Below are 22495 nucleotides of genomic sequence, written 5' to 3' on the forward strand. Positions count from 1 at the left end.
CCGTGGCAGCGTCCGTCCCTCCGACCCGGATCGAGGCCGACTACCTCCTCGAGAGCCTCACCGATCCGCGCCGCGCCGCCGAGATCATGGCGGGCGAGCAGTCGAGCGGCACCTTCGTGCCGGTGCCCGGCGAGACGCCGGAGCTGAAGGCGCGCGCCGCCGCCCGGGTCGAGCGCCTCGACCTCCTCGACGCGGCGCCGGAGACGCCGTCGCTCCCCTCCGCGGGGGCGACGGGCCGGCCGCGCCGCGCCCGCGTCACCCTGTCCTGGCCGCTCGACAATCTCGGCCCCTCGCTGCCGAACCTGCTCGCCACGGTGGCCGGCAACCTGTTCGAGCTGAAGCCGGTGACGGGCCTGCGCCTCCTCGACATCCGCCTGCCGGAGGCTTTCGCGGACGCCTATCCGGGACCGCGCTTCGGGATCGACGGCACCCGCAGGCTCGCCGGCGTCGAGGGCCGGCCCGTGATCGGGACGATCATCAAGCCGAGCGTCGGTTTCGACCCCCAGCAGACGGCGGACCTCGTCGCCAGCCTCTGCGCGGGCGGGATCGACTTCATCAAGGACGACGAGCTGCAGTCGGACGGGCCGTCCTGCCCCTTCGACGAGCGCGTGCGCGCGGTGATGCGGGTGGTCAACGCCCACGCGGACCGCACCGGCCGCAAGGTGATGGTCGCCTTCAACCTCACGGGCGACCTCGACCAGATGCGCCGCCGCCACGACCTGCTGGTGGCGGAGGGGGCCACCTGCCTGATGGCGAGCCTGAACTCGGTGGGGCTCGTCGGCATGATCGAGCTCGGCCGCCACAGCGCCCTGCCGATCCACGCCCACCGCAACGGCTGGGGCTACCTCTCGCGCCACCCGCTGCTCGGCTGGTCCTACGTCGCCTGGCAGAAGATCTGGCGGCTCGCGGGCGCCGACCACATGCACGTCAACGGGCTCTCCAACAAGTTCGCGGAGGACGACGACAGCGTGGTCGCCTCGGCGCGCACCTGCCTGACGCCGCTCTTTCCCGACAAGCCCTGCCTCGCCATGCCGGTCTTCTCCTCCGGCCAGGGGGTGCGCCAGGCGCCCGGCACCTACGCGGCGCTCGGCTCCACCGACCTCATCGTCACGGCGGGCGGGGGCATCATGGCCCATCCGGGCGGGCCGGCCGCCGGCGTCGCGGCCCTGCGCCAGGCCTGGGAGGCGGCGGTGGCCGGCATCCCGCTCGACGCCCACGCGCAAGCGCATCCGGAATTGCGGGACGCGATGGGGGCCGCCGCGTGAGCGCGCCCCTGCCGGCGGGGCCCCTCGTCGCCTTCTACGGCGACGACCTCACCGGCTCCTCGGCCGCCATGGAGGTGCTGGCCTTCGCGGGGCTGGAGACGGTGCTGTTCCTGGAGCCGCCCTCGCCGGGGCGCCTCGCCGCCTTCCCGACGGCGCGGGCGCTCGGCATCGCCGGCATGGCCCGCGCGCAATCGCCCGACTGGATGGACCGCCACCTGCCGCCGGTCTTCCGGCTCCTCGCCGGCCTCAAGGCGCCGATCCTCCACTACAAGGTCTGCTCCACCTTCGATTCCGCCCCGCATGTGGGCTCGATCGGCCGCGCGGCGGAGATCGGCGCCGCCCTCCTCGATCCGGCCTTCATCCCGATGGTGGTCGCCGATCCCGGGATGGGCCGCTACCAGAGCTTCGGCAATCTCTTCGCCATGGCGGGCGAGACCGGGCACCGCCTCGACCGCCACCCGACCATGGCCCGCCACCCGGTCACGCCGATGGACGAGGCGGATCTCGGCCGCCACCTCGCCCGCCAGACCGCGCTGCCGGTCGGCCTCGTCGACTTCGTGGCGATGAAGCGCGGCGAGGCCGCGGCGCAGCTCGCGCGCGCGCTTGCGGCGGGGGCGCGGATCGTCTCCCTCGACGTCCTCGACCGCGAGACCCTGGCCGAGGCGGGGCGGCTGATCTGGGAGCGCGGCGGGCGGCCGGTCTTCGGCATCGGCTCGCAGGGCTTCGAGGCAGCCCTCGTCGCCCATTGGCGCGCGGCGGGCCTGCTGCCCGCGGAGACGCCGCCGGCGCGGCCCGTCCCCGTCGCGCGGATCGCCGCCGTGTCGGGCTCGGTCTCGCCGGTGACGGCGGCGCAGATCGCCCACGCCCGGGAGCGCGGCTTCGCGGCGATCCGGCTCGACGCTTCGCTCGCCGTCGATGCGGACGCCTTCGCGCGCGAGACCGGCCGGGCCGCGGAGGCGGCACTCGCGGCTCTGGCTGAGGGCCGCGACCCGCTGGTCTTCACCGCGGAGGGGCCGGACGACCCGGCGGTGGCGCGGCTGCGCGAGGCGGTGCGCGGCGCGGGCGAGAGGGCCGAGGCGGTGGACGACCGTATCGGCGCGGGCCTCGGCACGATCCTGGCCCGGGTGATGCGCGAGGGGCGGCTCACCCGGGCGGTGATCGCGGGCGGGGACACCTCGGGCCGGGCCGCCGCGCAGCTCGGCATCGACGCGCTCTCGGCGGTGGCGCCGCTGGCGCCGGGCGCGCCGCTCTGCCGGGCGCACGGGGCCGGGGACGGCCCGGCGGGGCTCGACCTCGCGCTCAAGGGCGGCCAGGTCGGCCGGCCCGACTTTTTCCTGGCCGCCAAAGGCGCCTGATCCGGCATCCGGAAGATGACGTCCGGATGCCGGATCACCAGCCCGCGCGGCGCTTGAGCGAAGCCGCTTTCCGCATCGCGAAGCGATCGATCGGAAAGCGTATGAAACCGACGGGAGGGGACGAATGACGCAGCGACTGGCCGACAAGGTCGCCCTGGTGACGGGCGGCGCCCGCGGCATCGGGCTCGCGGTGGCCAAGGCCTTCGCCCGCGAGGGGGCGGTGGCGGTGATCGCCGACGTGAACCGGGAGGGTGCCGAGGCGGCGGCGGAGGGGATCCGCGCGGCCGGCGGGCGGGCCGCGGCGCTCGCCCTCGACGTGGCCGACCCGGCCTCGGTCGCCGGCGTGATCGCGGCGATCCTCGATCGGCACGGGCGCCTCGACATCCTGGTCAACAATGCCGGGGTCGGGGGCAACACGCCCTTCCTGGAGACGCGGCTGGAGGATTGGAACCGCATCATCGGCATCAACCTCACCGGCGCCTTCCTGGTGGCGCAGGCCAGCGCCCGCGCGATGGTCGAGGGCGGCGGCGGCAAGATCATCAACATCGCCTCGCTGTCGGGCCAGCGCGGCGGCGACGGGCGGGCGGCCTACGGCGCCGCGAAGGCCGGGCTCGAACTCCTCACCAAGGTGATGGCGGTCGAGCTCGCCGGGCACAACATCAACGTCAACAACATCGCTCCGGGCGCGATCGAGACCGAGATGGCGACCTTTGCCCACGACGCCGCGACCCGGGCCGCCTACGGCTACCTGATCCCGATGACCCGCTACGGCACGCCGGAGGAGATCGCGGACGCGGCCGTGTTCCTGTGCTCCGACGAGGCCCGCTACATCCACGGCCACACGCTCAACGTCGACGGCGGCTTCCGCGCCGCGGGCCTGATGTTCAAGCGCCGCCCGCCCGCCGCCTGACGCCCCGAGGGAGGACGCCCCATGACCGCCGACGCCAAGCCCGCGATCGCGCGCCGCTACGCCGACCTCGACGGCACGAGCCTGCACTACCTCGACGCGGGCGAGGGCGAGGCGGTCGTCCTCGTGCACGGCATCCCGCAGACCTCCCACGAGTGGCGCCACGTGATCCCGCGCCTCAGCCAGCGCTACCGGGTGATCGCGCCGGACCTGCGGGGCCTCGGCGATTCCGCGCGGCCGGCCACCGGCTACGACAAGAAGACCCTGGCGGACGACGTCTGGCAGCTCGTCCACGGGCATCTCGGCCTGGAGCGGTTCTTCCTGGTCGGCCACGACTGGGGCGGGCCGGTCGCCTTCTCGCTCGCCGCGCAGCACCGGGAGGCGGTGGCCCGGCTCGCGATTCTTGACGTGGTGATCCCGGGCGACGGGGCCGACTTCTCGCAAGGGGGCCGGCGCTGGCACCACGCCTTCTTCCGCACCCTCGACCTGCCGGAGGCGCTCTGCGCCGGCCGCGAGGACCTGGTGGTGCGCTGGCTGTTCGACCATTACGGCCACCGGCCGACCGCCATCCCGGAGGCCGACCAGCGCGAGTACTTGCGCACCTACACGACGTTCGGGGCCTTCCGGGCGATGCTCGCCTTCTACCGCGCCCTGCCGCAGGACGCGGAGGACAACCGGGCGATGCTCGCCCGCGACGGCAAGCTGCGGATGCCGGTCCTGGCGCTCGGCGGCGCGGAGAGCTTCGGGCGCGGGACGGAGTGCATCGAGTCCCTGCGGCGCGTCGCCGAGGACGTGCGCGGCGGGGTCGTGGAGGCCTGCGGCCACTGGATCCCGGAGGAGCAGCCGGAGGTGCTGTGCGGGGAGCTGCTGCGGTTCTTCGAGGAGGCGCGGGAGGCATGAACCCTCCCCCCTTTGCGGGGGAGGGTGGCCTGCGGAGCAGGCCGGGAGAGGGGAACCACGCTTCAGGAATTGGCTGAACCGTGGTGGCTGGCGCCACATCCTGAAACCTGGATCCCCTCTCCCGGCTCACTCCGTTCGCCACCCTCCCCCGCAGAGGGGGAGGGTTATGGCGGGCGCCCGCCTCACTCCCCGCGCGGCAGCAGCGCATCCCGCACCAGCGGCTCGATCGCGGGCCCGCCCCTCTCCCCCGCCAGGGCGAAGCCGCCCCAGCCGCGATAGACCCAGACCGCCCACGCGAAGCCCTGCGCCTCGGCGAGTTGGCGCACGTCCCGGAAGTAGCGCGCGCGCTCGGCCTCGAGCGTGCCCTCGCCCCGCCGGGCGCCGAACTCGCCGAGCAGGATCCGCCCGGGCGGGATGCCGTTGCGCCGCGCCCACGCGGCGACCGTCCCGAACAGGCGCGCGAGGTCGTCGCGGCCGAAATCCGACCGGGCGTAGTTCGTCAGCGTCGCCGCCATGGCGCCGAGCGCCCTCGCCCGCTCCACCGGCGACAGGGACGAAGCGGCGATCGCCGCCCGCGACGCGTCGAGCATCTCCGTCAGGGGCCGCGCCCGCGCCGGATAGGGCACGTCCGCGAAATAGCGAGTGTCGGCCCAGGGCGCGCCCTGATGCGTGAAGGGGCCGGGCTCGTAGCTGTGGAAGGTGAAGAGCAGCGCCGGATCCCCGCGGAAGGGCGTGGCGTCGAGGGCGACCAGCTCCGGCGCTGCGTTGTACGAGCCGCCCCCGAGCACCAGCAGGAGGTCGGGCGCGCGAGCGCGGGCAGCCCGGTAGGCGGCCTCCAGCATCGGCTGCCAGGCGCGGGTCGGGATGACGGGCTCGTTCATCACTTCCAGGGCCACCCGCTCCCGGGCCAGCGGCGCGAGATCGCCGGCGATCTCCCCCAGCGCGGCGAGGTAGGCGCGGAAGGCCGGGTCCTGCGGGCCCGCCACCAGGGCGCGGTCGTTGAACGGCCCCTCGCCGGCGCTCGGATGCAGGTCGACGATCACCCCGAGGCCGACGGCGAGGAAGGTCTTCACCTGCTCCAGCACCATGACCCGGACGGCCCGCTTCCGGTCGCGGTCGAAGGCCAGGAAGGGAGCCGGGTCGACGGCGAGCCGCACGAAGTCGAAACCGGCCTCGCGCAGGGCCCGCATCTCGGCGACCGGCATGATCCGGTCCGGCCCCGCGAAGGGCGGGAAGACGATCGTGTCCTTCCGGATCCCCCCGACCTCCGCCCAGCCGAACAGGTGCGAGACCCCGATCCCGCGGCGGAACCGCGGCTCTCCCGCCGCGGCCGGGAGCGCCGCGGCAAGGGTGCAGGTGACGATGAGCCAGACCAGGATCCGCCGCGACAGCCGCATCGTCCCTCTCCTCGCGCCAGGGGTCACGGCCGCGCGTCCGGGGCGAAGAGCGCGTCCCAGCGCATCCGCCGCGCCAGGAGCCGCACCCCGTCGGCACTGAGATGGTCCCGGTCGCGGTAGAGGGCGTGGTCCTCCAGGACCGCGAGGCAGCGCCCGGTCCCGCACAGCTCCCGCTCGAAATCGACGACCTCCACGCCTTGCGCGCGGGCCCGCGCCAGCAGGTCGAGGATCGGCCGCCGGACGCGCCGGTAGGTCTCGACCGGATACCCGCAATCCGCCTCGCCCCCGATCACCGGCTTGCCCTCGGCCCGCCGCTCCAGGCAGCGGCCGAGATCGAGGGGCCCGAGCGGCGGCGGCGCCACCAGCACGACCCGCCGGCCAAGGCCGCGGATCGCCGCGACCGTGCGGGCGAGCCCGGCCAGCAGCGCGTCGGGGTCCTGGGGCCGCTCGGCGAGCCCGCCGGGCGTCTGCGCGAGGGTGCGCCAGTCATGGTCCTCGCCGCCCGGCACGTATTGGACCAGCGCGCTCGACAGGACCACGAGCCGGATGCTCGGCGTCTCGGCGAGATGGCGCAGCACCGCCTCGTTGAAGCGCAGGCACCGCTGCGCCCAGTCCCGCGTGTAGACGGCCCCGTCGACGGGCGCGAGGCCCAGGAACGGCCCGCAGACGCTCTTCGTCGCCTGGACGATCCCGCCCGGCGAGGCCGGCGCCAAACCGGGCACCAGCGCCATCGCGAAGGAATCGCCCCAGAGCATCGTGCGGGGCGCCGCGGCGGTGGCGCAGGCGGCGAGCGCCGGGACGTCCGCCTTGGTGTCGCAGACCTCCCCGAGGCCCGCCCCGCCCTCCCGCGCCCGCATCGCGGCGCTGCCCTCCGGCGGCAGGGCGGCGAGGCTCGCTCCGACGAGCAGGGCCGGGATGGCCGCCAGGATCAGGATCGTGCGGCGGGTGACGACGAGGCCCCGGAAGCGCTGCTCGACGAAGCGGTATTGCAGCTCCGCCGCCGCCGCGACGAGGACGAGGAGCGCCGCGTTCAGGGCCGGCGGCACCGGTGTCAGGAACAGGTTGTTCGCGAAGGCGAAGAACGGCCAATGCACGAGGTAGAGCGAGTAGGAGCGGTCGCCGACCGCCACGAGCCCGGCCGTCGCCCGGGCCGCGGCTGGGCTCGTGGCGGTCGGCGCGGGGACCAGCAGCACGGCGGTGGCGATGCAGACCGCCAGGGCCGGCAGGCCGGGATGCCCCTGGGCGGTGACGCAGAGGGGCAGGCCGACGAGCAGGGCCGCGCAGGCGCCGCGCAGGAACCGGGCCCGCAGCGGCGGCACGAGGTTGCGGCCGACGGCGAGGGCGGTGATCGACCCGATCGCGAGCTCCCAGGCCCGGCTCGGGAACAGGTAGAAGGCGGCCGGGACGCTGCGCGTCATCAGCCAGGCGCAGACGAGCAGGCTCGCGACCGCGCCCACCCCGACCAGCACCGGGCGGAAGCGCCGCGAACACAGCATCAGGGCCGCCGGCAGCACGAGGTAGTACTGCTCCTCCAGGGACAGCGACCAGACGTGGAGGAGCGGTTTCAGGGCGGCCTGGGTGCCGAAATAATCGGCCTGCTTCCACAGCACGACGTTCGCCGTGAAGGTGACGGCGCCCGCGAGCTGCAGGACGAAGTTCCGGAACTCGGTGCCATCGAGCAGGAGCGGCGCCGCGAGGCTGGTGACGGCGAGCGTCGCGTAGGCCGCCGGGAGGAGACGCCGGGCGCGGCGCGCGTAGAAGCCCCGCAGCGAGAAGCGCCCTGCGGCAAGGTCCCGGTCGACGATGCCGGTGATCAGGAAGCCCGAGATGACGAAGAAGATGTCGACGCCGAGGAAGCCGCCGGGGAGAAAGGGGAAGCGGGCGTGGTCCAGGATCACCGCGATGATCGCCCAGGCGCGCAGGACCTGGATGTCGGCGCGCAGGGAGGGTCCGCCGGCCTCGCGCCGCACCGCTGCCGGCCATGCCCGGACGGGACCGTCCAAGGGTCCCGCCAAGGGTCCCGCCCTCACGAGTCTCGCGTCCATGCCGCCCCTCCCGCGCCGTCCCGGATCGGCACGCCTCCCGCGCCCGGGGCCGCTCCGATGCCCCGGCCGCGCAAGCGGGGTGCCAGCGCGGCCGGTCCGGGCCGGTGCCCGATCGCGGGACGGGCGGGCTGGCCCGCCCCTTGCCGGCTCCCCAGCGCGGGCGGGCGGCGAATCCCGGTTCGGGGCAGCCCCCGGCCCGCCGCGCATCAGCCGAGGGTCAGCCGCACGTGACGCAGGCCGTGACAGCCCTGCCGGGGGACCGGACGCTCTCTCTCTCCGAGAAGGCGTTCCGCGCGACGCTGTTCTGCGTCACCGTCCTGCTCTACTGGATCAACCTGGAGCCCTTCACGGATCTGAGCCGGGCCAGCTACCTCGACGTGAAGTCGCAGGCGGACCAGTTCTGGCAGCTCGCCATCCTCGGGCTGGCGGCCTGCCACCTCGCCTTCCTGATCGCCCGCCACGCCGCCCGGATCCGGCTCATCCTCAGCCCGCTGACCCTGGTGATGTTCGGATGGTTCGCGGTGACGGCCCTGGCCTCGCCGGAGGCGGACCTGTCGCTGCGCCGGCTCGTCCTCAACGCCCTGGTCCTGATCCAGGCGGGTTCGCTGCTGCTGCTGCCCTGGGACCAGCGCAGCTTCGCCCGGCTGCTCGGAGCCTGCGCGGGCGTGATGCTGCTCCTGTGCTACGGGGGGGTGATCCTGGTGCCGAACCGGGCCATCCACCAGGCGACCGACGTCTGGGAACCGGACCTCGCGGGGGGCTGGCGCGGCTCCTTCGCGCACAAGAACGAGGCGGGCGCCGGGATGGCGATCCTGTGCTTCATCGGGCTCTACGTGGCGCGCACGGGCTCGCGCGCGGGCGGCCTCGCGATCGCGGCGGCGGCCTTCGTGTTCCTGCTCTTCACGCGCTCGAAATCGCCCCTGATGCTGTTTCCGGTGTCGCTGATCGCGGCGCGCCTGCTCACCGCCGGGATCGGGCGCGGCTGGAAGCTCGCCCTCGCCGCCCTGATGCTGGTCTTCACGCATCTCCTGACGATCGGGTCCGTCACGCTGGAGCCGGTGCACGCCTTCGTGCACGCGACGATGTCGGACCCGACCTTCACCGGACGCGACCAGATCTGGACCTTCACCATCGCGCATATCCTGCAGCGCCCGGTCCTCGGCTGGGGCTTCCAGGCCTTCTGGGGCACCGCCGGCCTCGTCCACAGCTGGTCGTTCACCGAGTCCTGGGGGGCGCGGGCGGCCCACGCGCACAACGCCGTGCTCAATATGGCGGTGCTCACCGGCGTCGTCGGCCTGATGCTCTCGATGCTCTGGACCTTCTGGCAGCCCCTGCGCTGCTTCCTCGCCAACGCCGCCCGGACCGATTCCGCGGCGTGGGCCAACCGCTCCCTCGACCTGATGTTCATCCGGATCTGGTGCTTCGTCCTGCTGCTCACCGGCTACGAGGCGATCCTGTTCACGGGCGGCAAGACGGTCTGGTTCGTGATGCTGACGACGGTGTTCGGCCTGCGCTTCAGCGCCCTCGCACCCGCCCCCACCGCGGCCCGGACGTGATGCGCCGATTCACGACGCGGTGAGCGGCCGAGCGACATAGGTGAATGCCGCCGCCGGACGGCCACAGTGTAATCCGGGCGATGCCGGACATCCCCGACCCTCCGCCCGCGCCGGACCCCTCCCGCCCGTTCCGGGACTTCTCCACCCGCCTGCTCTCGCGCGACCCCCTGGACCACGCCTGCCTCAGCCGCTCGACCGAGGCGCTGGCGGTCTCGCGGGAGATCCTGCGCGTGCCGGTTTATCGCCCCCTGCGCGGGCTGGCGCATCGGTCACGCGGTGCGACGGACTGACGGTCACGCTCGAGGCGCATGCACCGGAATCGAGCGCCATGGCGGAGCGCCGGCCAGATCGGAGGTGACGTCCGTCTCGCGCAACACCCTCCGGTGCGAAGGACCAACGGCTCCCGTGCGGAATAGATCGTCAACCGTCGCTTGACGGGCGACGGTCATGATCCGTACTCGGCCGCCGGATGAGAATTCGGAACGTCAAACACAAAGGCCTGCGGCGACTGATCGAGAAGGACAATGCGTCCGGCTTGCCGGCCGCGGTCGTCGACAAGGTCCGCAAAATCCTCTTCTTCCTGGACGCCATGGAGGCAGAGGATGAGCTGTCCGCCTTGCCGAGCTGGAAGCCGCATCAATGGCAGCATTGGCGAGCGTGCCGGCTTATGGGCGCTCCATGTCACCAAAAACTGGCGCATCACAGTCATAATCGACCACAATGAGATCGACATATACGACCTCGATTATGAGGATTATCATTGACACGAGTTGTCGCCAGAGGGTGGATTTCTGATGACTGACACCGGATATCGATTGAAGAACCCGCCGCATGTCGGAAGCTTCATCCGCACGGAAATCATCGAGCCGAACAGCCTGACCGTGACGGCCGCTGCCGACGTGCTGGGCGTGACGCGGCAGGCCTTGTCGCCGCTCCTGAACGAGAACGCGTCCCTGTCACCCGAGATGGCGCTGCGCATCGAGAAGGCCTTCGGCGTGAAGATGGACACGCTGATGCGGATGCAGAACGCCTACGACATCGCGCAGGCACGCGCCCGCGGAGGCGAGATTGACGTTAGGCGCTATGTGCCCAAGAACAACGAGAGCACCGCGCAGCCGGGAACACCCTGAATAATACAAACGGCCCAGGATGCCGACGCATCGATTCGATCTCGGGCAGGCCCGAGATCGACGGGGCCGTTGACCATCTCGAATGTTCGACACCAAGCCCAAGTATACGAATTCTGGGCTTGGCGAAACTTCGAGACGCGCCCCCTCCCGACGAAGCGAGAAGGCCCGCACCGGTCTCCCGGCGCGGGCCTTCTCGTCGTCTCGCCGTGGCGACCCGGGCGGTGCCCGGGCCGGTCGGGCTTACTTCTTGTCGGCGGCGCGGGCCTTGAGGGCCGCGCCGAGGATGTCGCCGAGCGAGGCGCCCGAATCGGCCGAGCCGAACTGGGCGATCGCCTCCTTCTCCTCGGCCATCTCCAACGCCTTGATGGAGAGCTGCACGCGGCGCGCCTTGCGGTCGAACTGCGTGACGCGGGCATCCACCTTCTCGCCGGCGGCGAAGCGCTCGGGGCGCTGGTCGCCGCGGTCCCGGGCGATCTCGGCCCGGCGGATGAAGGCCTGGAGGTCGGTGTCGACGATCTTCACCTCGATGCCGGATTCCTTGACCTCCAGCACCTCGCAGGTGACGACCTGACCCTTGCGGATCTCGCCGGCATCCGCGAAGGGGTCGCCGCCGAGCTGCTTGACGCCCAGCGAGATGCGCTCCTTCTCGACGTCGACGTCGAGAACCTGGGCACGCACCATGTCGCCCTTCTTGAACTCCTCGATGACCTGCTCGCCCGGACGGTTCCAGTCGAGGTCCGAGAGGTGGACCATGCCGTCGACGTCGCCCTCGAGGCCGATGAACAGACCGAACTCGGTCTTGTTCTTGACCTCGCCCTCGACCTCGGACCCGACCGGGTGCTTCTCGGCGAAGGCCTCCCAGGGGTTCTGCAGGGTCTGCTTGAGGCCGAGCGAGATGCGGCGCTTGACCGGATCGACCTCCAGGATCTGCACCTCGACCTCCTGGGAGGTGGAGACGATCTTGCCCGGATGGACGTTCTTCTTGGTCCAGCTCATCTCCGAGACGTGGATCAGGCCCTCGATCCCCGGCTCCAGCTCCACGAAGGCGCCGTAGTCGGTGATGTTGGTCACGCGGCCCTTGAGCTTGGCGTTGACCGGGTAGCGGGCGGCGATGCCCTCCCACGGATCGGCCAGAAGCTGCTTGATGCCGAGCGAGATGCGGTGCGTCTCGTGGTTGATCTTGATGATCTTGACCTTGACCGTCTGGCCGATGTTGACGACCTCGGACGGGTGGTTGACGCGGCGCCACGCCATGTCGGTGACGTGCAGCAGGCCGTCGATGCCGCCGAGGTCCACGAACGCACCGTACTCGGTGATGTTCTTGACCACGCCGTCGATGACCTGACCCTCTTCGAGGTTCGCGACGAGCTCGGAGCGCTGCTCGGCGCGGCTCTCCTCGAGGACGGTGCGGCGCGACACCACGATGTTGCCGCGGCGGCGGTCCATCTTGAGGATCTGGAAGGGCTGCGGCGTGCCCATCAGGGGCGTGACGTCGCGGACCGGACGGATGTCGACCTGCGAGCGCGGCAGGAACGCCACGGCGCCGTCGAGGTCGACCGTGTAGCCGCCCTTGACCTGGTTGAAGATGGTGCCGGAGACGCGCTCGTTGTTCTCGAACGCCTTCTCGAGCTTGACCCAGCTCTCCTCGCGGCGGGCCTTGTCGCGGGAGATCACCGCCTCGCCGAGCGCGTTCTCGATGCGGTCGACGTAGACCTCGACCTCGTCGCCGACGCCGATGGGCTGGTCGCGGCCGGGGCCGGTGAACTCCTTGAGGGGAACGCGCCCCTCGGTCTTGGCGCCGATGTCGATGACGGCGACGTCCTTCTCGATCGCCACGACCCGGCCCTTGACCACGGAGCCTTCCGTGATCTCGTGCTCACGGAACGACTCTTCGAGGAGGGCGGCGAAATCCTCGCGGCTCGACGCGACGCCTTGCAAACCTGCGGACATTGAAGCTCCTTGAGATCGCCCGGCCCCTTCGGGGTCCGGACGGCGCCGGCGGCTCGTGTGACGGGCCGCTCCTGCCCGCCGGAGTCCCGGCGGCTTCGCGAAGCCACCCGGAACGCGCGCTCCCGTCGGGAGCGTGCCGGCGCAAATCGACGGACAGGACCGTGTTGTCCCCGAAGAGGCCGCGCCATGCGAAAGAGGGGCGCACGGCCCCTCCCCTCACCGCGCGCGGACTTCGCGGGATGGGGCGCTGTAGCGCAAAAGTGGTTCAGGCGCAAGAAGATGCTTCGTCTCGGCGGCAGAGCCGCAGCGTCTCGCCTGAACCGCAGAGAAAAAGGCAAACCCAGTCAATTGACACGCAACAGGGACCCGCATACCGTTAGGTGACTCCGCAGTGGCGCATCGATGATCTCAAGCTATCTGCATAAGGGCTTGAGAGAACTCTTCGAGCAGGGCGTCACAGCGAAGATCAATAGACAATTTCATGCCAGACTTCTGCGTTGCCTCGACGCTCTCGATACAGCCCGGGAGCCGGAAAACATGGACATCCCAGGTTACAGATTCCATCCCCTGCGTGGGTTCAATCCCATCCGATATTCCGTCCATATCAACGGGCCGTGGTGCATCACATTCGAGTTCGACGGCGAGGATGCCCAGCGCGTCGATTTCGAACAGTATCATTGACCCACCATGCGCCTGATCGAAGCGATCGGCGTGTCGGCCGGCCTGTGCGGCGCAGATCTGCTCTGCACAGGCACGTCGCTCCGCAGACGCGAGCGGATCTGGTACGATGCCGGGATGGCTGTCGTGGCAGCAGGAGGTCGTCCATGAGCGAGGAGGTGCCGGTCCGCCGGAGAGCGCCGACCCATCCCGGCGCGATCCTGCGCGAAGACGTGCTGCCGGCTCTGGGACGACCTGTCGCGGAAATCGCCGGGCACCTTCGTGTCACGCACCAGCACCTTCACCGCGTGCTGGCGGAGCAGTCGGGCGTCTCACCCGAGATGGCGCTCCGGCTGGGCAAGCTCTGCGGCAATGGTCCCGACCTCTGGCTGCGGATGCAGGAGGCCTATGACCTCTGGCAGGCGAAGGCCCGGCTCGGGGACGAGATCGACGCGATCCCGACCCTAAAGGCCGCGGGCTGACCGGCCGGGCGGCGGGAGGCCGCCCCGGCCGGTTCCCGCCAGCGTGTCAGATCTCGTCCTCGTCCTCCTCCTCGCCCCGGTTCAGGGGCTTGAGGCGGGCGAAGACCGAGGCCGCGTCGAGCCGCTCGTCGCGGCCGGGGCGGCGGGGCTCGTCGCGGTCGTCCTCCTCATGCTCGGGCAGGACCGAGAGTTCCGCCGGCATCAGGGTCTGGCCGCCCTCGGCGCCCTCGACCGCCGCCGGCCGGTCCTTGGCGGCGCGCTGCACCTCGAAGTCGAGGTCGATCTGCGAGCACAGGCCGAGGGTGACCGGGTCCATCGGCTGCAGGGAGGCCGAGTTCCAGTGGGTGCGCTCGCGGATCTGCTGGATCGTCGACTTGGTGGTGCCGACGAGGCGCATGATCTGCGCGTCCTTGAGCTCCGGATGGTTGCGCAGCAGCCAGAGGATCGCGTTCGGGCGGTCCTGGCGGCGCGACAGGGGCGTGTAGCGCGGCCCCTTGCTGCGCTTGACCTCGGGCAGCTTCACCTTCGACACCGCCACCTTCATGCGGTGGGCCGGGTTCTTCTGCGCCTTCTCGATCTCCTCGCGGGTGAGCTGGCCGGTGGAGACCGGATCGAGCCCCTTGATGCCGCTCGCCACCTCGCCGTCCGCGATGCCCTTCACCTCCAGCGGGTGCAGCTTGCAGAAATCGGCGATCTGATCGAAGGACAGCGACGTGTTCTCGATGAGCCAGACGGCCGTCGCCTTCGGCATCAACGGACCCTGGGACATGCAGCACCTCCTCGGGCGCCCCCGGCGGGAGCGCGACGCCGCCGGGACCTGCCGGCGGACCTGAATGACGACCCCACGCGCGGCAGAAGGCGGCGGGCGGCGCCGGGGGCACCGCCGACATCCCGGGACACCCGGAACGTCCCGTCTCACGCTGTGAGGGAGAAGCCCGCAATATAGGCGCGTCGCCCGGAGGGTGCAAACCGGTTTTGGGCCACCCCGCCTCAGGCGAAGAGGCTCGACACGCTGGTCTCCTCCGCGGTCCGGCCGATCGCCTCGCCGAGGAGGGGCGCGATGGTGGCGACCCGGATGTTGCGGGCGAGCTTCACGGCCTCGGTGGGCTGGATCGAATCCGTGATCACCAGCTCCTTGAGCTTCGAGGCGGCGATGCGCGAGACCGCGCCCCCCGAGAGCACGCCGTGGGTGATGTAGGCCGACACGTCCTTGGCACCCTGGGCGAGCAGGGCCTCGGCGGCGTTCACCAGCGTGCCGCCGGAATCGACGATGTCGTCGACGAGGATGCAGGAGCGGCCCTCGACGTCGCCGATGATGTTCATGACCTCGGACTCGCCCGGCCGCTCGCGGCGCTTGTCCACGATGGCCAGCGGCACGTCGATGCGCTTGGCGAGCGCCCGGGCGCGCACCACGCCGCCGACGTCGGGCGACACCACCATCATGTCGGCCGGATCGAGGCGCTCCTTGATGTCGCGCACCATCACGGGCGCGGCGAAGAGGTTGTCGGTCGGGATGTCGAAGAAGCCCTGGATCTGCCCGGCATGCAGGTCGAGGGTGAGGACCCGGTCGGCGCCGGCCTCGGTGATCAGGTTCGCCACGAGCTTGGCCGAGATCGGCGTGCGGCCCGAAGTGCGCCGGTCCTGCCGGGCATAGCCGAAATACGGGATCACCGCGGTGATGCGCCGGGCCGAGGAGCGGCGCGCGGCGTCGATCATGATGAGGAGTTCCATCAGGTGATCGTTCGCCGGGAAGGAGGTCGACTGGACGATGAAGACGTCCTCGCCGCGCACGTTCTCCTGGAGTTCGACGAAGATCTCCATGTCGGCGAAGCGCCGCACGGAGCAGAGGGCGAGCGGCTGCTCCAGGTAGGCGGCGATCGCTTCCGCGAGGGGCCGATTCGCGTTGCCCGCCACGATCTTGATGGAGGATTTCATCGCCATGTCGTTGGTCCTGGCCGCCGGAAGAGGGTGCCGGGCCCGGCGCGGCGGCCCGGCTTTAACAGGGGGCGGTGAGCGTCACAATGCCTTCATCGACACGCCTCCCGCCTCGACGTCAGGGCTGGAGCAGCTTGTGCAAGTGGACGATGAAGTAGCGGGTGAGCGCACTATCGACGGTCTGCTGAGCCTTGGCCTTCCACGCCATGGCGGCACTGGCATAGTCGGGAAAGATCCCGACGATGTCGAGCCGCGACAGGTCCCGGAAGGTGATGCCGTCGAGGCTGGTGAGTTCGCCGCCGAAGACGAGGTGGAGGAGCTGGGTCGGCTCGGTGGCCTGACTCGGCTGGGGACCGGTGGTGCTCATGCGGGCATCTCTCGCGCTGTCGGGCCGCCGCCGGCCCGGCTCCCGGTTGCAAGCGGCGCGCCGCGCGTCAAGCCGGGAATCGCCGGCGGACGGGCGGACGGGGCGGCAGGTCGCGCGGACCCGCCGCCGCGGCCCTACCCCGCCTGCCCCAGGGTCGGGTAATCGACGTAGCCCACAGGACCCCGGCTGTACCAGGTCTTGGTGTCGTCCTTGGCGAGCGGCGCCCCCTGGGCGAGGCGCGCGGGCAGGTCGGGATTCGCGATGAAGGGACGGCCGAAGGCGATCGCGTCCGCCCGTCCCTCGTCGAGGGCGGCCTGGGCGCGGGGCCCGTCATAGTCGCAGTTGAGGACGAGCGGCCCCGCGAAGGCCGCCCGGATGGCCGGGGCGACCGGCGGATGCGCGGCCTTGCCGAAGGTGCCGTCCGGCCCCGGCTCGCGCAGTTCCAGGAAGGCGAGGCCGAGCCGCGAGAGGGCGGCGGCCGCTGCCCCGAACAGGGGCTCGGGCTCGGGATCCTCGACGCCCTGGATCGGCTCGTTGGGCGAGAGGCGCACGCCGGTGCGGTCGGCCCCGACCACGTCCGCCACCGCGCCCGCCACCTCGGCGAGCAGCCGGATCCGGTTCTCCACCGGCCCGCCGTAGCGGTCCTCGCGGGTGTTGCTGGAGCGGCGCAGGAACTGGTCGATGAGGTAGCCGTTCGCGGCGTGGATCTGCACCCCGTCGAATCCGGCCTCGACGGCGTTGCGGGCCGCCTTGGCGTAATCGTCGAGGAGGCGCGGGATCTCGTCCTCGCGCAGGGGCCGGGCCTGCGCGTAGGGCTGCTTGCCCGCGTAGGTGTGAGCCTGGCCCGGCGCCGTGGTGGCGGAGGCCGAGACCGGCGCCGCGCCGCCGAGGAAGTCGGGGTGGACGATCCGGCCCATGTGCCAGAGCTGGGCCACGATCCGCCCGCCGGCCCGGTGGACCGCCTCGGTCACGGGCTTCCAGGCCTCGGTCTGCTCCGGGCTCCACAGGCCCGGCGCGAAGGGCCAGCCCAGGCCCTCGCGGCTGATGCCGGTCGCCTCGCTGATGATCAGGCCGGCCCCCGCGCGCTGCGCGTAGTACTCGGTCATGAGCGGGGTCGGCACGTGCTCCCGCGTGGCCCGGCCGCGGGTCAGCGGCGCCATCAGGATACGGTTCGGCGCGTGGATCGCGCCGAGCGTGATCGGATCGAACAGGGAGGGCACGGGAAACTCCGCTCTTGCGCTGCAGCGCAGCATGGGCACTCCCTAGGTAGGCGGCGCCTCCCCTCCAGACCAGGGCGATCCGGGCAGCCCTGCACCCGAAGCAAACCGGCCTAGCGGCCCGTCTTCGCCTGCGCCTTCGCCTCGTCGAGGGCCTTGCGGCAGCCGGATTCGTCGCCCTTCCGGGCGGCCTCGCGGGCGCGGTTGAGGCTGGCGCGGGCCTCCATGACGCCGGTGCCGGCGCCGGCCTGGGCGGCGGCCTGCGACTCGCCCGAGCCCGGCTCCGGCCCCTTCGGCAGCGCGGAGGGCGGCACGCCCTCGGCCTTGGCGGCCTCGCCCTGCGCCTCGCGGCGGCTCGACACCTCCTTGCTCGCCGTCGAGGTCGAGATCACGTCCCGCGTCTGGTCGGAGAGCGACGGCTCGAAGGCGGCGATGTCCTGCTCGCAGGCGGCCATGGCGGGCGCGGCCGCGAGCGTCCCGAGGAGGGCGGCGAGGGGGAGGTTGAGCTTCATCGGGACGGCTCCGTCAGGGGGTCGCCCGCTCAACCGCCGCGGCCGCGGGTCCGTTCCGGACGAGAACGGGGCCGCCCGCTCGCGCGGGCGGCCCCTGGTGCATGCGGGTCCGGCGCCGTCAGGCGCTGAGCTTGTCGCGCACGGGCAGCTGGCGCACCCGGCGGCCCGTCGCGGCGAAGATCGCGTTGACGATGGCGGGCGCCACCGGCGGCACGCCCGGCTCGCCGACGCCGCCGAGCGGCTTGCCGTAATCGCGGCCGGGCAGCAGGTGGACGTTGATCACCTTCGGCGCCGCGTCGATGCGGGTGAGCTCGTAGGTGTCGTAATTGTCCTGCACCGCCCGGCCGTTCTTGAAGCTGATCTCGGCGGTGAGCGCGAGGCCCATGCCCATCACCACCGCGCCCTCGAGCTGCGAGCGGATGCGCTCCGGGTTCACCTGCGGCCCGCAATCGACGCCGATATCGACCCGGTGCACGGTGATCTCGCCCTTGGGCCCGACCTCCACCTCGGCCGCCGCCGCCGTGTAGGTGACGAAGCTGTAATGGCCGGCGATGCCGAGGCCCCGCCCCTTGTCGAGCTTGCGGCCCCAGCCGATCCCGTTCGCCACCGTCTCGATCACCCCGCGCAGCCGCCCGGTGTCGATCGGGTAGAGCGAGGGGTCCTCGCCGTAGTTCCAGGCATCGCCGATCTTGACCGGATCGATGATCCGGGCCGGCCCGATCAGGTCGAGCAGGTACTCCTTCGGGTCGCGCCCCGCCGCATGGGCGAGTTCGGCCACGAAGGACTGGATCGCGAAGGCGTGCGGGATGTTCGAGACCGAGCGGAACCAGCCGATGCGGACATGGGCCGGGGCGCTCGGGTTCTCCATCCGCATGTTGGGGATGGCGAAGGGGGTGTTCACCAGCCCCATGCCGAGCTCGATCGGGATCTCGTTGGCGGCGCCGTCGACGAAGATCGACCCGATGGTCGGCGCGACGCTGCGGTGCAGCCACGCCACCGGCATCCCCTTGTCGTCGAGGCCGGCCTCCAGGTGCTCCACCGACACCGTGTGGTAGTAGCCGTGGTGGAGGTCGTCCTCGCGGGTCCAGGTCAGCTTGACGGGCGCGCCGTCCATGGCCTCGGAGCAGAGCGCCGCCTCGACCACGTAGTCGGGCTTCGACTTGCGCCCGAAGCCGCCGCCGAGGAGCGTGACGTTCACGGTCACGTTTTCGGGGCCGATCCCGAGGCGCTTGGCGATGCGGTCGCGGGTCGCCTGCGGCGCCTGGGTGCAGGCCCAGGCCTCGACCTTGCCGTCCTTGATGCGGACGGTCGCGGCCGGCGGCTCCATCGGCGCCTGGACGAGGTGGGGGATGTAGTACTCCGCCGTGACCCGCTTCTTGGCCGCCTTCATGGCGGCGTCGACGTCGCCCTCCTGGCGCACGACCTTACCGGGTTTGCGGGCGGATTCCTCCAGCTGCGCCCGGTAGGTGTCCGAGTCGTAGGAGGCGTTCGGACCGTCGTCCCAGGTGATCTTGAGGGCCTCGCGGCCCTTGATCGCCGCCCAGGTGTTCTTGGCGATCACCGCGACGCCGCCGAGGGGCTGAAACTCGACCGGCGGGGCGGGCGGGTCGATCGGGACCACCTTGACCACGCCCGGCACCTTCAGGGTGTCGGCGGCGTCGAAGGACTTGACCTTGCCGCCGAAGACCGGCGGGTGGGCGACCACCGCGTAGAGCTGGCCGTCGAGGCGGGTGTCGAGCCCGTACCACGCCTTGCCGGTGGTGATGTCGCGGTTGTCGATGAGCCCGACCTGGCCCTTGCCGATGTAGCGGAAGGCGGACGGGTCCTTGAGGCGGAGCGCCTCGCCCGTCGGCACCGGCAGCGCGGAGGCCGCCGCGGCGAACTCGCCGTAACCCGCCTGCTTGCCGCTCTTGGCGTGGCGCAGGACGTGGTTCTCGGCCGTGACCTCGCCGGCCGGCACGCCCCAAGACTTCGCCGCGGCCTCGATCAGCATCTGGCGGGCCGCCGCGCCGGCGCGGCGCATCGGCATGAAGTAGTGGCGCAGCGACCGGGAGCCGTCCGTGTCCTGGTTGCCGAACTTCGCCTCGTCGCCGGGGGCCTGAGCGACCCGCACCTTGGACCAGTCGGCGTCGAGCTCGTCCGCGATGGTGAGCGCGATCGAGGTGCGCACCCCCTGCCCCATCTCGGAGCGGATGCAGGTCACCGTCACGATGCCGTCGGGCGCGACGGCGACGAAGAGGTGCGGGTCGTCGCGCCGCCCATGCGGCATGGCGTCCCCGCCGAATGTCTTCGGCTCCTCCGCCTCGGCGGCCCGGGCGGGGCCGCGCAGGGATAGCGCGAGGACGAGGGCGCCGGCCCCGCCGAGGAGGCCGCGGCGGCTGACATTGCTGAGGCCCGGGACCGGCCCGGACGCGAGGTCGCGGTCGTGGATCACAGGCGCTCTCCCTGGCTGGCTTTCGGGGTCACGCCGGCCGCCTGCTTGATGGCGGCGCGGATGCGCGGATAGGTGCCGCAGCGGCAGAGATTGCCGCTCATGGCGGTGTCGATGTCCTGGTCGGTGGGCTTGGGCGTGTCCTTGAGCAGCGAGGCCGCCTGCATGATCTGCCCGGTCTGGCAGTAGCCGCACTGCGCCACGTTGAGGTCGCGCCACGCCACCTGGAGCGGGTGGTTGCCGTCCGGCGCCAGCCCCTCGATGGTCACGACCGGCTGGCCCTCCGCCGCCGAGACCGGGGTCTGGCAGGAGCGCACGGCCGCGCCGCCGAGATGGATGGTGCAGGCCCCGCAGGCCGCGATGCCGCAGCCGAACTTGGTGCCGGTGAGGCCCAGCTCGTCCCTCAGGTACCAGAGGAGCGGCATGTCGGGATCCCCGTCATAGCTGCGCTCCGCCCCGTTCACGGTGAGTTTGATCATCGTCGCCCTCCGGCTGTCGGGTGCGCGGCGCGCCTCGCGGACATGCTTCCGGTCGCGGCGCGCGGCTTCCTCGATCACAACGGTTCCAGACTGGCCGGTCCTAGGCCGGGGCCGCGGCGCGTCACAACTGCACCGGGCGCGTCCCCGGTCTGCGCGGCGTGCGGGAACCGCCTCCGATGCTGGGACTTGGTGCTCTCGGCGGAAACGGAAAGGGGTTTCGGGGCAGATCGGTCGCCGCGGAGCATTGAGCTCGACCGCAGGACCGGTACAGCGCCCCGTTCCGCGGGAATTTCGCCTGTTGCGCCAGTGAGGTGAAGCCAACTACCGCGGGTTGCATCCACCGCTTCTAGGGATCGAACAGCGACCCCTGCCGGGCCGGCGCCACTTGGCCGCGCTTCCCCGCGGCCCGCCGCGGCGGCGCGCCCTCGACGACCGCCCCGACCGTCCCGTCCTGGAACTCCACGGTGATGCGCCCCGCCGCGCGGGCCGCCTCGGCCCCGGCGACCGGGTGCCCCTCTCCGTCGAGGACGAGGGCGTAGCCGCGCTGGAGCACGGAGCGGTAGTTGAGGCTGTCGAACAGGGAGGCGGCCGCCGCGAAGCGGGCGCGGCGGCGCTCCAGATCGCGGATCTCGGCCTGGGCGAGGCGCCGCGCCACCCCGCTCAGCCGCTCGGCCCGCACCGCGACCAGGCGCTCCAGGGCGTGGCGGGGCCGGTGGTCGATCCCCGCGAGCCGGGCGCGGGCGCGGCCGAGGGCGAGTTCCGGCGGGTGGCGGGCGAGCGCCTGCAGCACGCGGGCGAGCCGTCCCCGGGCCGCCCGCGCCGCCTCGCCGAGCGCCGGGCGCAGCCGCGCCTCGGCGAGGTCGAGGCGCTGGCGCTTGACCGCGAGCAAAGCCTCCGGGCTCGGCAGCACCCGAGCGAGGCCGCGCAGGTCCGAGCGCCGCCGGTCGAGCAGGCGTCCCAGGGCCGCGGCGTGGCGGCGCGCCAGCCCGTCGAGATCGGCCAGGAGGTCGAGGCGCACCGGCACCGCCATCTCGGCGGCGCCCGTGGGGGTCGGCGCCCGGCGGTCGGCGGCGTGGTCGATCAGCGTGACGTCGGTCTCGTGCCCGACGGCGGCGATGAGCGGGATCGCGCTCGCGGCGGCGGCCCGCACCACGATCTCCTCGTTGAAGCTCCAGAGATCCTCGATCGAACCGCCGCCGCGGGCGACGATCAGCACGTCGGGCCGCGGGATCGGCCCGTCCGGGGGGAGCGCGTTGAAGCCCCGGATCGCCGCCGCCACCTCCTCGGCCGAGCCCTCCCCCTGCACGCGCACGGGCCAGACCAGGACGGGACGGGGGAAGCGGTCCTCCAGCCGGTGCAGGATGTCGCGGATGACCGCGCCGGTGGGCGAGGTCACGACGCCGACGACCCGCGGCAGATACGGCAGCGCGCGCTTGCGGGCGGCGTCGAACAGGCCCTCGGCGGCGAGCAGCCGGCGGCGCTCCTCCAGGAGCGCCATCCAGGCGCCGGCACCGGCCGGCTCCAGGGACTCGATGACGATCTGGTAGGCGGACTTGCCCGGGAAGGTGGTGATCCGCCCGGTGGCGACCACCTCCAGCCCCTCCTTGGGCTTGTGGCGCAGGCGGAGAAGCGTGCCCTTCCAGACCACCGCGTCGATCTTCGCGCCGCCGTCCTTCAGGCTGAAATAGGCGTGGCCCGAGCCGTGCGGGCCGCGATAGCCGGAGATCTCGCCCCGCAGCCGCACGTGGCCGAACGCGTCCTCGAGGGTGCGCTTGAGCGCCGCCGCGAGGTCCGTGACGGACCATTCGGGCAGGTTGGCGGGCGCGGAGAGGGGCGAAGCGGACATGGCCGCGAGGCTAGCCGCCGGGCGGGTTCCGCGGAAGGCGGTCCCGGGCGCCGCCTGTTGACGG

Annotated in this window: 21 protein-coding genes; 9 read left to right on the forward strand and 12 right to left on the reverse strand. The window is 72.1% G+C overall.

Going from position 1 to position 22495, the window contains the following annotated elements:
• Positions 1-2 precede the first annotated feature (2 nt).
• The 4 genes from ACW9J6_RS20960 to ACW9J6_RS20975 all read left to right on the forward strand — a co-directional run bounded on the left by ACW9J6_RS20960 (position 3) and on the right by ACW9J6_RS20975 (position 4427).
• On the forward strand, positions 3-1265 hold the full coding sequence (locus ACW9J6_RS20960; RefSeq protein ID WP_457118450.1) for a ribulose-bisphosphate carboxylase large subunit family protein: 1263 nt from the start codon (positions 3-5) through the stop codon (positions 1263-1265).
• On the forward strand, positions 1262-2620 hold the full coding sequence (locus tag ACW9J6_RS20965) for a four-carbon acid sugar kinase family protein (RefSeq protein WP_457118451.1): 1359 nt from the start codon (positions 1262-1264) through the stop codon (positions 2618-2620). Before ACW9J6_RS20960 ends, ACW9J6_RS20965 begins: the two co-directional genes overlap by 4 nt.
• Positions 2621-2744: 124 nt before the next feature.
• Positions 2745-3530 carry an SDR family NAD(P)-dependent oxidoreductase gene (locus tag ACW9J6_RS20970; protein WP_457118452.1) on the forward strand — a complete coding sequence of 262 codons (786 nt, stop codon included), beginning with the start codon at positions 2745-2747 and terminating at the stop codon, positions 3528-3530.
• 21 nt (positions 3531-3551) lie between these two features.
• Entirely contained in the window at positions 3552-4427 is an 876-nt protein-coding gene (locus ACW9J6_RS20975; protein WP_457118453.1) for an alpha/beta fold hydrolase, read from the forward strand.
• 182 nt (positions 4428-4609) lie between these two features.
• Here the strand turns inward: ACW9J6_RS20975 and ACW9J6_RS20980 are convergent, their stop codons facing one another.
• On the reverse strand, positions 4610-5824 hold the full coding sequence (locus tag ACW9J6_RS20980; RefSeq protein ID WP_457118454.1) for a glycoside hydrolase family 5 protein: 1215 nt from the start codon (positions 5822-5824) through the stop codon (positions 4610-4612).
• A 23-nt stretch (positions 5825-5847) separates the two neighbouring features.
• Positions 5848-7869: an acyltransferase family protein gene (locus tag ACW9J6_RS20985; RefSeq protein ID WP_457118455.1), complete on the reverse strand. Its 2022-nt coding sequence runs from the start codon at positions 7867-7869 to the stop codon at positions 5848-5850.
• Between the two features lie 227 nt (positions 7870-8096).
• Here ACW9J6_RS20985 and ACW9J6_RS20990 point away from each other — a divergent pair, with 227 nt between their 5' ends.
• Positions 8097-9425 (forward strand): O-antigen ligase family protein, encoded by a 1329-nt coding sequence (locus tag ACW9J6_RS20990; RefSeq protein WP_457118456.1) that lies wholly within the window; start codon positions 8097-8099, stop codon positions 9423-9425.
• Positions 9426-9505: 80 nt separating this feature from the next.
• The gene (locus ACW9J6_RS20995) at positions 9506-9715 is read left to right on the forward strand and encodes a hypothetical protein (protein ID WP_457118457.1); all 210 of its coding nucleotides are present in this window, start codon (positions 9506-9508) and stop codon (positions 9713-9715) included.
• A 155-nt stretch (positions 9716-9870) separates the two neighbouring features.
• Here the strand turns inward: ACW9J6_RS20995 and ACW9J6_RS21000 are convergent, their stop codons facing one another.
• The gene (locus ACW9J6_RS21000; protein WP_457118458.1) at positions 9871-10158 is read right to left on the reverse strand and encodes a hypothetical protein; all 288 of its coding nucleotides are present in this window, start codon (positions 10156-10158) and stop codon (positions 9871-9873) included.
• A gap of 61 nt (positions 10159-10219) precedes the next feature.
• On the opposite strand from ACW9J6_RS21000, the gene ACW9J6_RS21005 reads away from it, so the two are divergent.
• A complete protein-coding gene (locus tag ACW9J6_RS21005) occupies positions 10220-10555 on the forward strand; it encodes a HigA family addiction module antitoxin (RefSeq protein WP_457118459.1) in 336 nt (111 codons plus the stop codon).
• 240 nt (positions 10556-10795) lie between these two features.
• On the opposite strand, the gene rpsA is transcribed toward ACW9J6_RS21005, so the two are convergent.
• A complete protein-coding gene (gene rpsA / locus ACW9J6_RS21010) occupies positions 10796-12505 on the reverse strand; it encodes a 30S ribosomal protein S1 (RefSeq protein ID WP_457118460.1) in 1710 nt (569 codons plus the stop codon).
• 402 nt (positions 12506-12907) lie between these two features.
• On the opposite strand from rpsA, the gene ACW9J6_RS21015 reads away from it, so the two are divergent.
• Together ACW9J6_RS21015 and ACW9J6_RS21020 are read left to right on the forward strand one after the other, a co-directional pair.
• Positions 12908-13186 (forward strand): type II toxin-antitoxin system RelE/ParE family toxin, encoded by a 279-nt coding sequence (locus tag ACW9J6_RS21015; RefSeq protein WP_457118461.1) that lies wholly within the window; start codon positions 12908-12910, stop codon positions 13184-13186.
• A gap of 143 nt (positions 13187-13329) precedes the next feature.
• Positions 13330-13644, forward strand: a complete 315-nt coding sequence (locus ACW9J6_RS21020; RefSeq protein WP_457118462.1) for a HigA family addiction module antitoxin — start codon at positions 13330-13332, stop codon at positions 13642-13644.
• Between the two features lie 46 nt (positions 13645-13690).
• Here ACW9J6_RS21020 and ACW9J6_RS21025 read toward each other — a convergent pair whose 3' ends face one another.
• The 8 genes from ACW9J6_RS21025 to xseA all read right to left on the reverse strand — a co-directional run bounded on the left by ACW9J6_RS21025 (position 13691) and on the right by xseA (position 22431).
• On the reverse strand, positions 13691-14413 hold the full coding sequence (locus tag ACW9J6_RS21025) for a DUF1013 domain-containing protein (RefSeq protein ID WP_457118463.1): 723 nt from the start codon (positions 14411-14413) through the stop codon (positions 13691-13693).
• Between the two features lie 221 nt (positions 14414-14634).
• Positions 14635-15579 carry a ribose-phosphate pyrophosphokinase gene (locus tag ACW9J6_RS21030; protein WP_457118511.1) on the reverse strand — a complete coding sequence of 315 codons (945 nt, stop codon included), beginning with the start codon at positions 15577-15579 and terminating at the stop codon, positions 14635-14637.
• A 118-nt stretch (positions 15580-15697) separates the two neighbouring features.
• Positions 15698-15946, reverse strand: coding sequence for a DUF4170 domain-containing protein (locus ACW9J6_RS21035; RefSeq protein WP_457118464.1), 249 nt, complete (start codon positions 15944-15946; stop codon positions 15698-15700).
• A gap of 134 nt (positions 15947-16080) precedes the next feature.
• The gene (locus ACW9J6_RS21040; RefSeq protein ID WP_457118465.1) at positions 16081-17166 is read right to left on the reverse strand and encodes an alkene reductase; all 1086 of its coding nucleotides are present in this window, start codon (positions 17164-17166) and stop codon (positions 16081-16083) included.
• Positions 17167-17276: 110 nt separating this feature from the next.
• A complete protein-coding gene (locus ACW9J6_RS21045) occupies positions 17277-17675 on the reverse strand; it encodes a hypothetical protein (protein WP_457118466.1) in 399 nt (132 codons plus the stop codon).
• Positions 17676-17793: 118 nt separating this feature from the next.
• Positions 17794-20109: a molybdopterin cofactor-binding domain-containing protein gene (locus ACW9J6_RS21050; protein ID WP_457118467.1), complete on the reverse strand. Its 2316-nt coding sequence runs from the start codon at positions 20107-20109 to the stop codon at positions 17794-17796.
• Entirely contained in the window at positions 20106-20585 is a 480-nt protein-coding gene (locus ACW9J6_RS21055) for a (2Fe-2S)-binding protein (RefSeq protein ID WP_457118468.1), read from the reverse strand. Before ACW9J6_RS21055 ends, ACW9J6_RS21050 begins: the two co-directional genes overlap by 4 nt.
• A gap of 346 nt (positions 20586-20931) precedes the next feature.
• Positions 20932-22431 (reverse strand): exodeoxyribonuclease VII large subunit, encoded by a 1500-nt coding sequence (xseA, locus tag ACW9J6_RS21060; protein WP_457118469.1) that lies wholly within the window; start codon positions 22429-22431, stop codon positions 20932-20934.
• Positions 22432-22495 lie beyond the last annotated feature (64 nt).

The organism is Methylobacterium sp. JK268, from assembly GCF_054052225.1.

Bases quoted from the DNA above. Each gene is read 5' to 3' on its own strand.
- ACW9J6_RS20970 (WP_457118452.1), top strand. From the start codon at position 2,745: ATGACGCAGCGACTGGCCGACAAGGTCGCCCTGGTGACGGGCGGCGCC.
- ACW9J6_RS20975 (WP_457118453.1), top strand. From the start codon at position 3,552: ATGACCGCCGACGCCAAGCCCGCGATCGCGCGCCGCTACGCCGACCTC.
- ACW9J6_RS20980 (WP_457118454.1), bottom strand. From the start codon at position 5,824: ATGCGGCTGTCGCGGCGGATCCTGGTCTGGCTCATCGTCACCTGCACC.
- ACW9J6_RS20985 (WP_457118455.1), bottom strand. From the start codon at position 7,869: ATGGACGCGAGACTCGTGAGGGCGGGACCCTTGGCGGGACCCTTGGAC.
- ACW9J6_RS20995 (WP_457118457.1), top strand. From the start codon at position 9,506: ATGCCGGACATCCCCGACCCTCCGCCCGCGCCGGACCCCTCCCGCCCG.
- ACW9J6_RS21000 (WP_457118458.1), bottom strand. From the start codon at position 10,158: ATGTCGATCTCATTGTGGTCGATTATGACTGTGATGCGCCAGTTTTTG.
- ACW9J6_RS21005 (WP_457118459.1), top strand. From the start codon at position 10,220: ATGACTGACACCGGATATCGATTGAAGAACCCGCCGCATGTCGGAAGC.
- rpsA (WP_457118460.1), bottom strand. From the start codon at position 12,505: ATGTCCGCAGGTTTGCAAGGCGTCGCGTCGAGCCGCGAGGATTTCGCC.
- ACW9J6_RS21015 (WP_457118461.1), top strand. From the start codon at position 12,908: ATGATCTCAAGCTATCTGCATAAGGGCTTGAGAGAACTCTTCGAGCAG.
- ACW9J6_RS21020 (WP_457118462.1), top strand. From the start codon at position 13,330: ATGAGCGAGGAGGTGCCGGTCCGCCGGAGAGCGCCGACCCATCCCGGC.
- ACW9J6_RS21025 (WP_457118463.1), bottom strand. From the start codon at position 14,413: ATGTCCCAGGGTCCGTTGATGCCGAAGGCGACGGCCGTCTGGCTCATC.
- ACW9J6_RS21030 (WP_457118511.1), bottom strand. From the start codon at position 15,579: ATGAAATCCTCCATCAAGATCGTGGCGGGCAACGCGAATCGGCCCCTC.
- ACW9J6_RS21035 (WP_457118464.1), bottom strand. From the start codon at position 15,946: ATGAGCACCACCGGTCCCCAGCCGAGTCAGGCCACCGAGCCGACCCAG.
- ACW9J6_RS21045 (WP_457118466.1), bottom strand. From the start codon at position 17,675: ATGAAGCTCAACCTCCCCCTCGCCGCCCTCCTCGGGACGCTCGCGGCC.
- ACW9J6_RS21055 (WP_457118468.1), bottom strand. From the start codon at position 20,585: ATGATCAAACTCACCGTGAACGGGGCGGAGCGCAGCTATGACGGGGAT.
- xseA (WP_457118469.1), bottom strand. From the start codon at position 22,431: ATGTCCGCTTCGCCCCTCTCCGCGCCCGCCAACCTGCCCGAATGGTCC.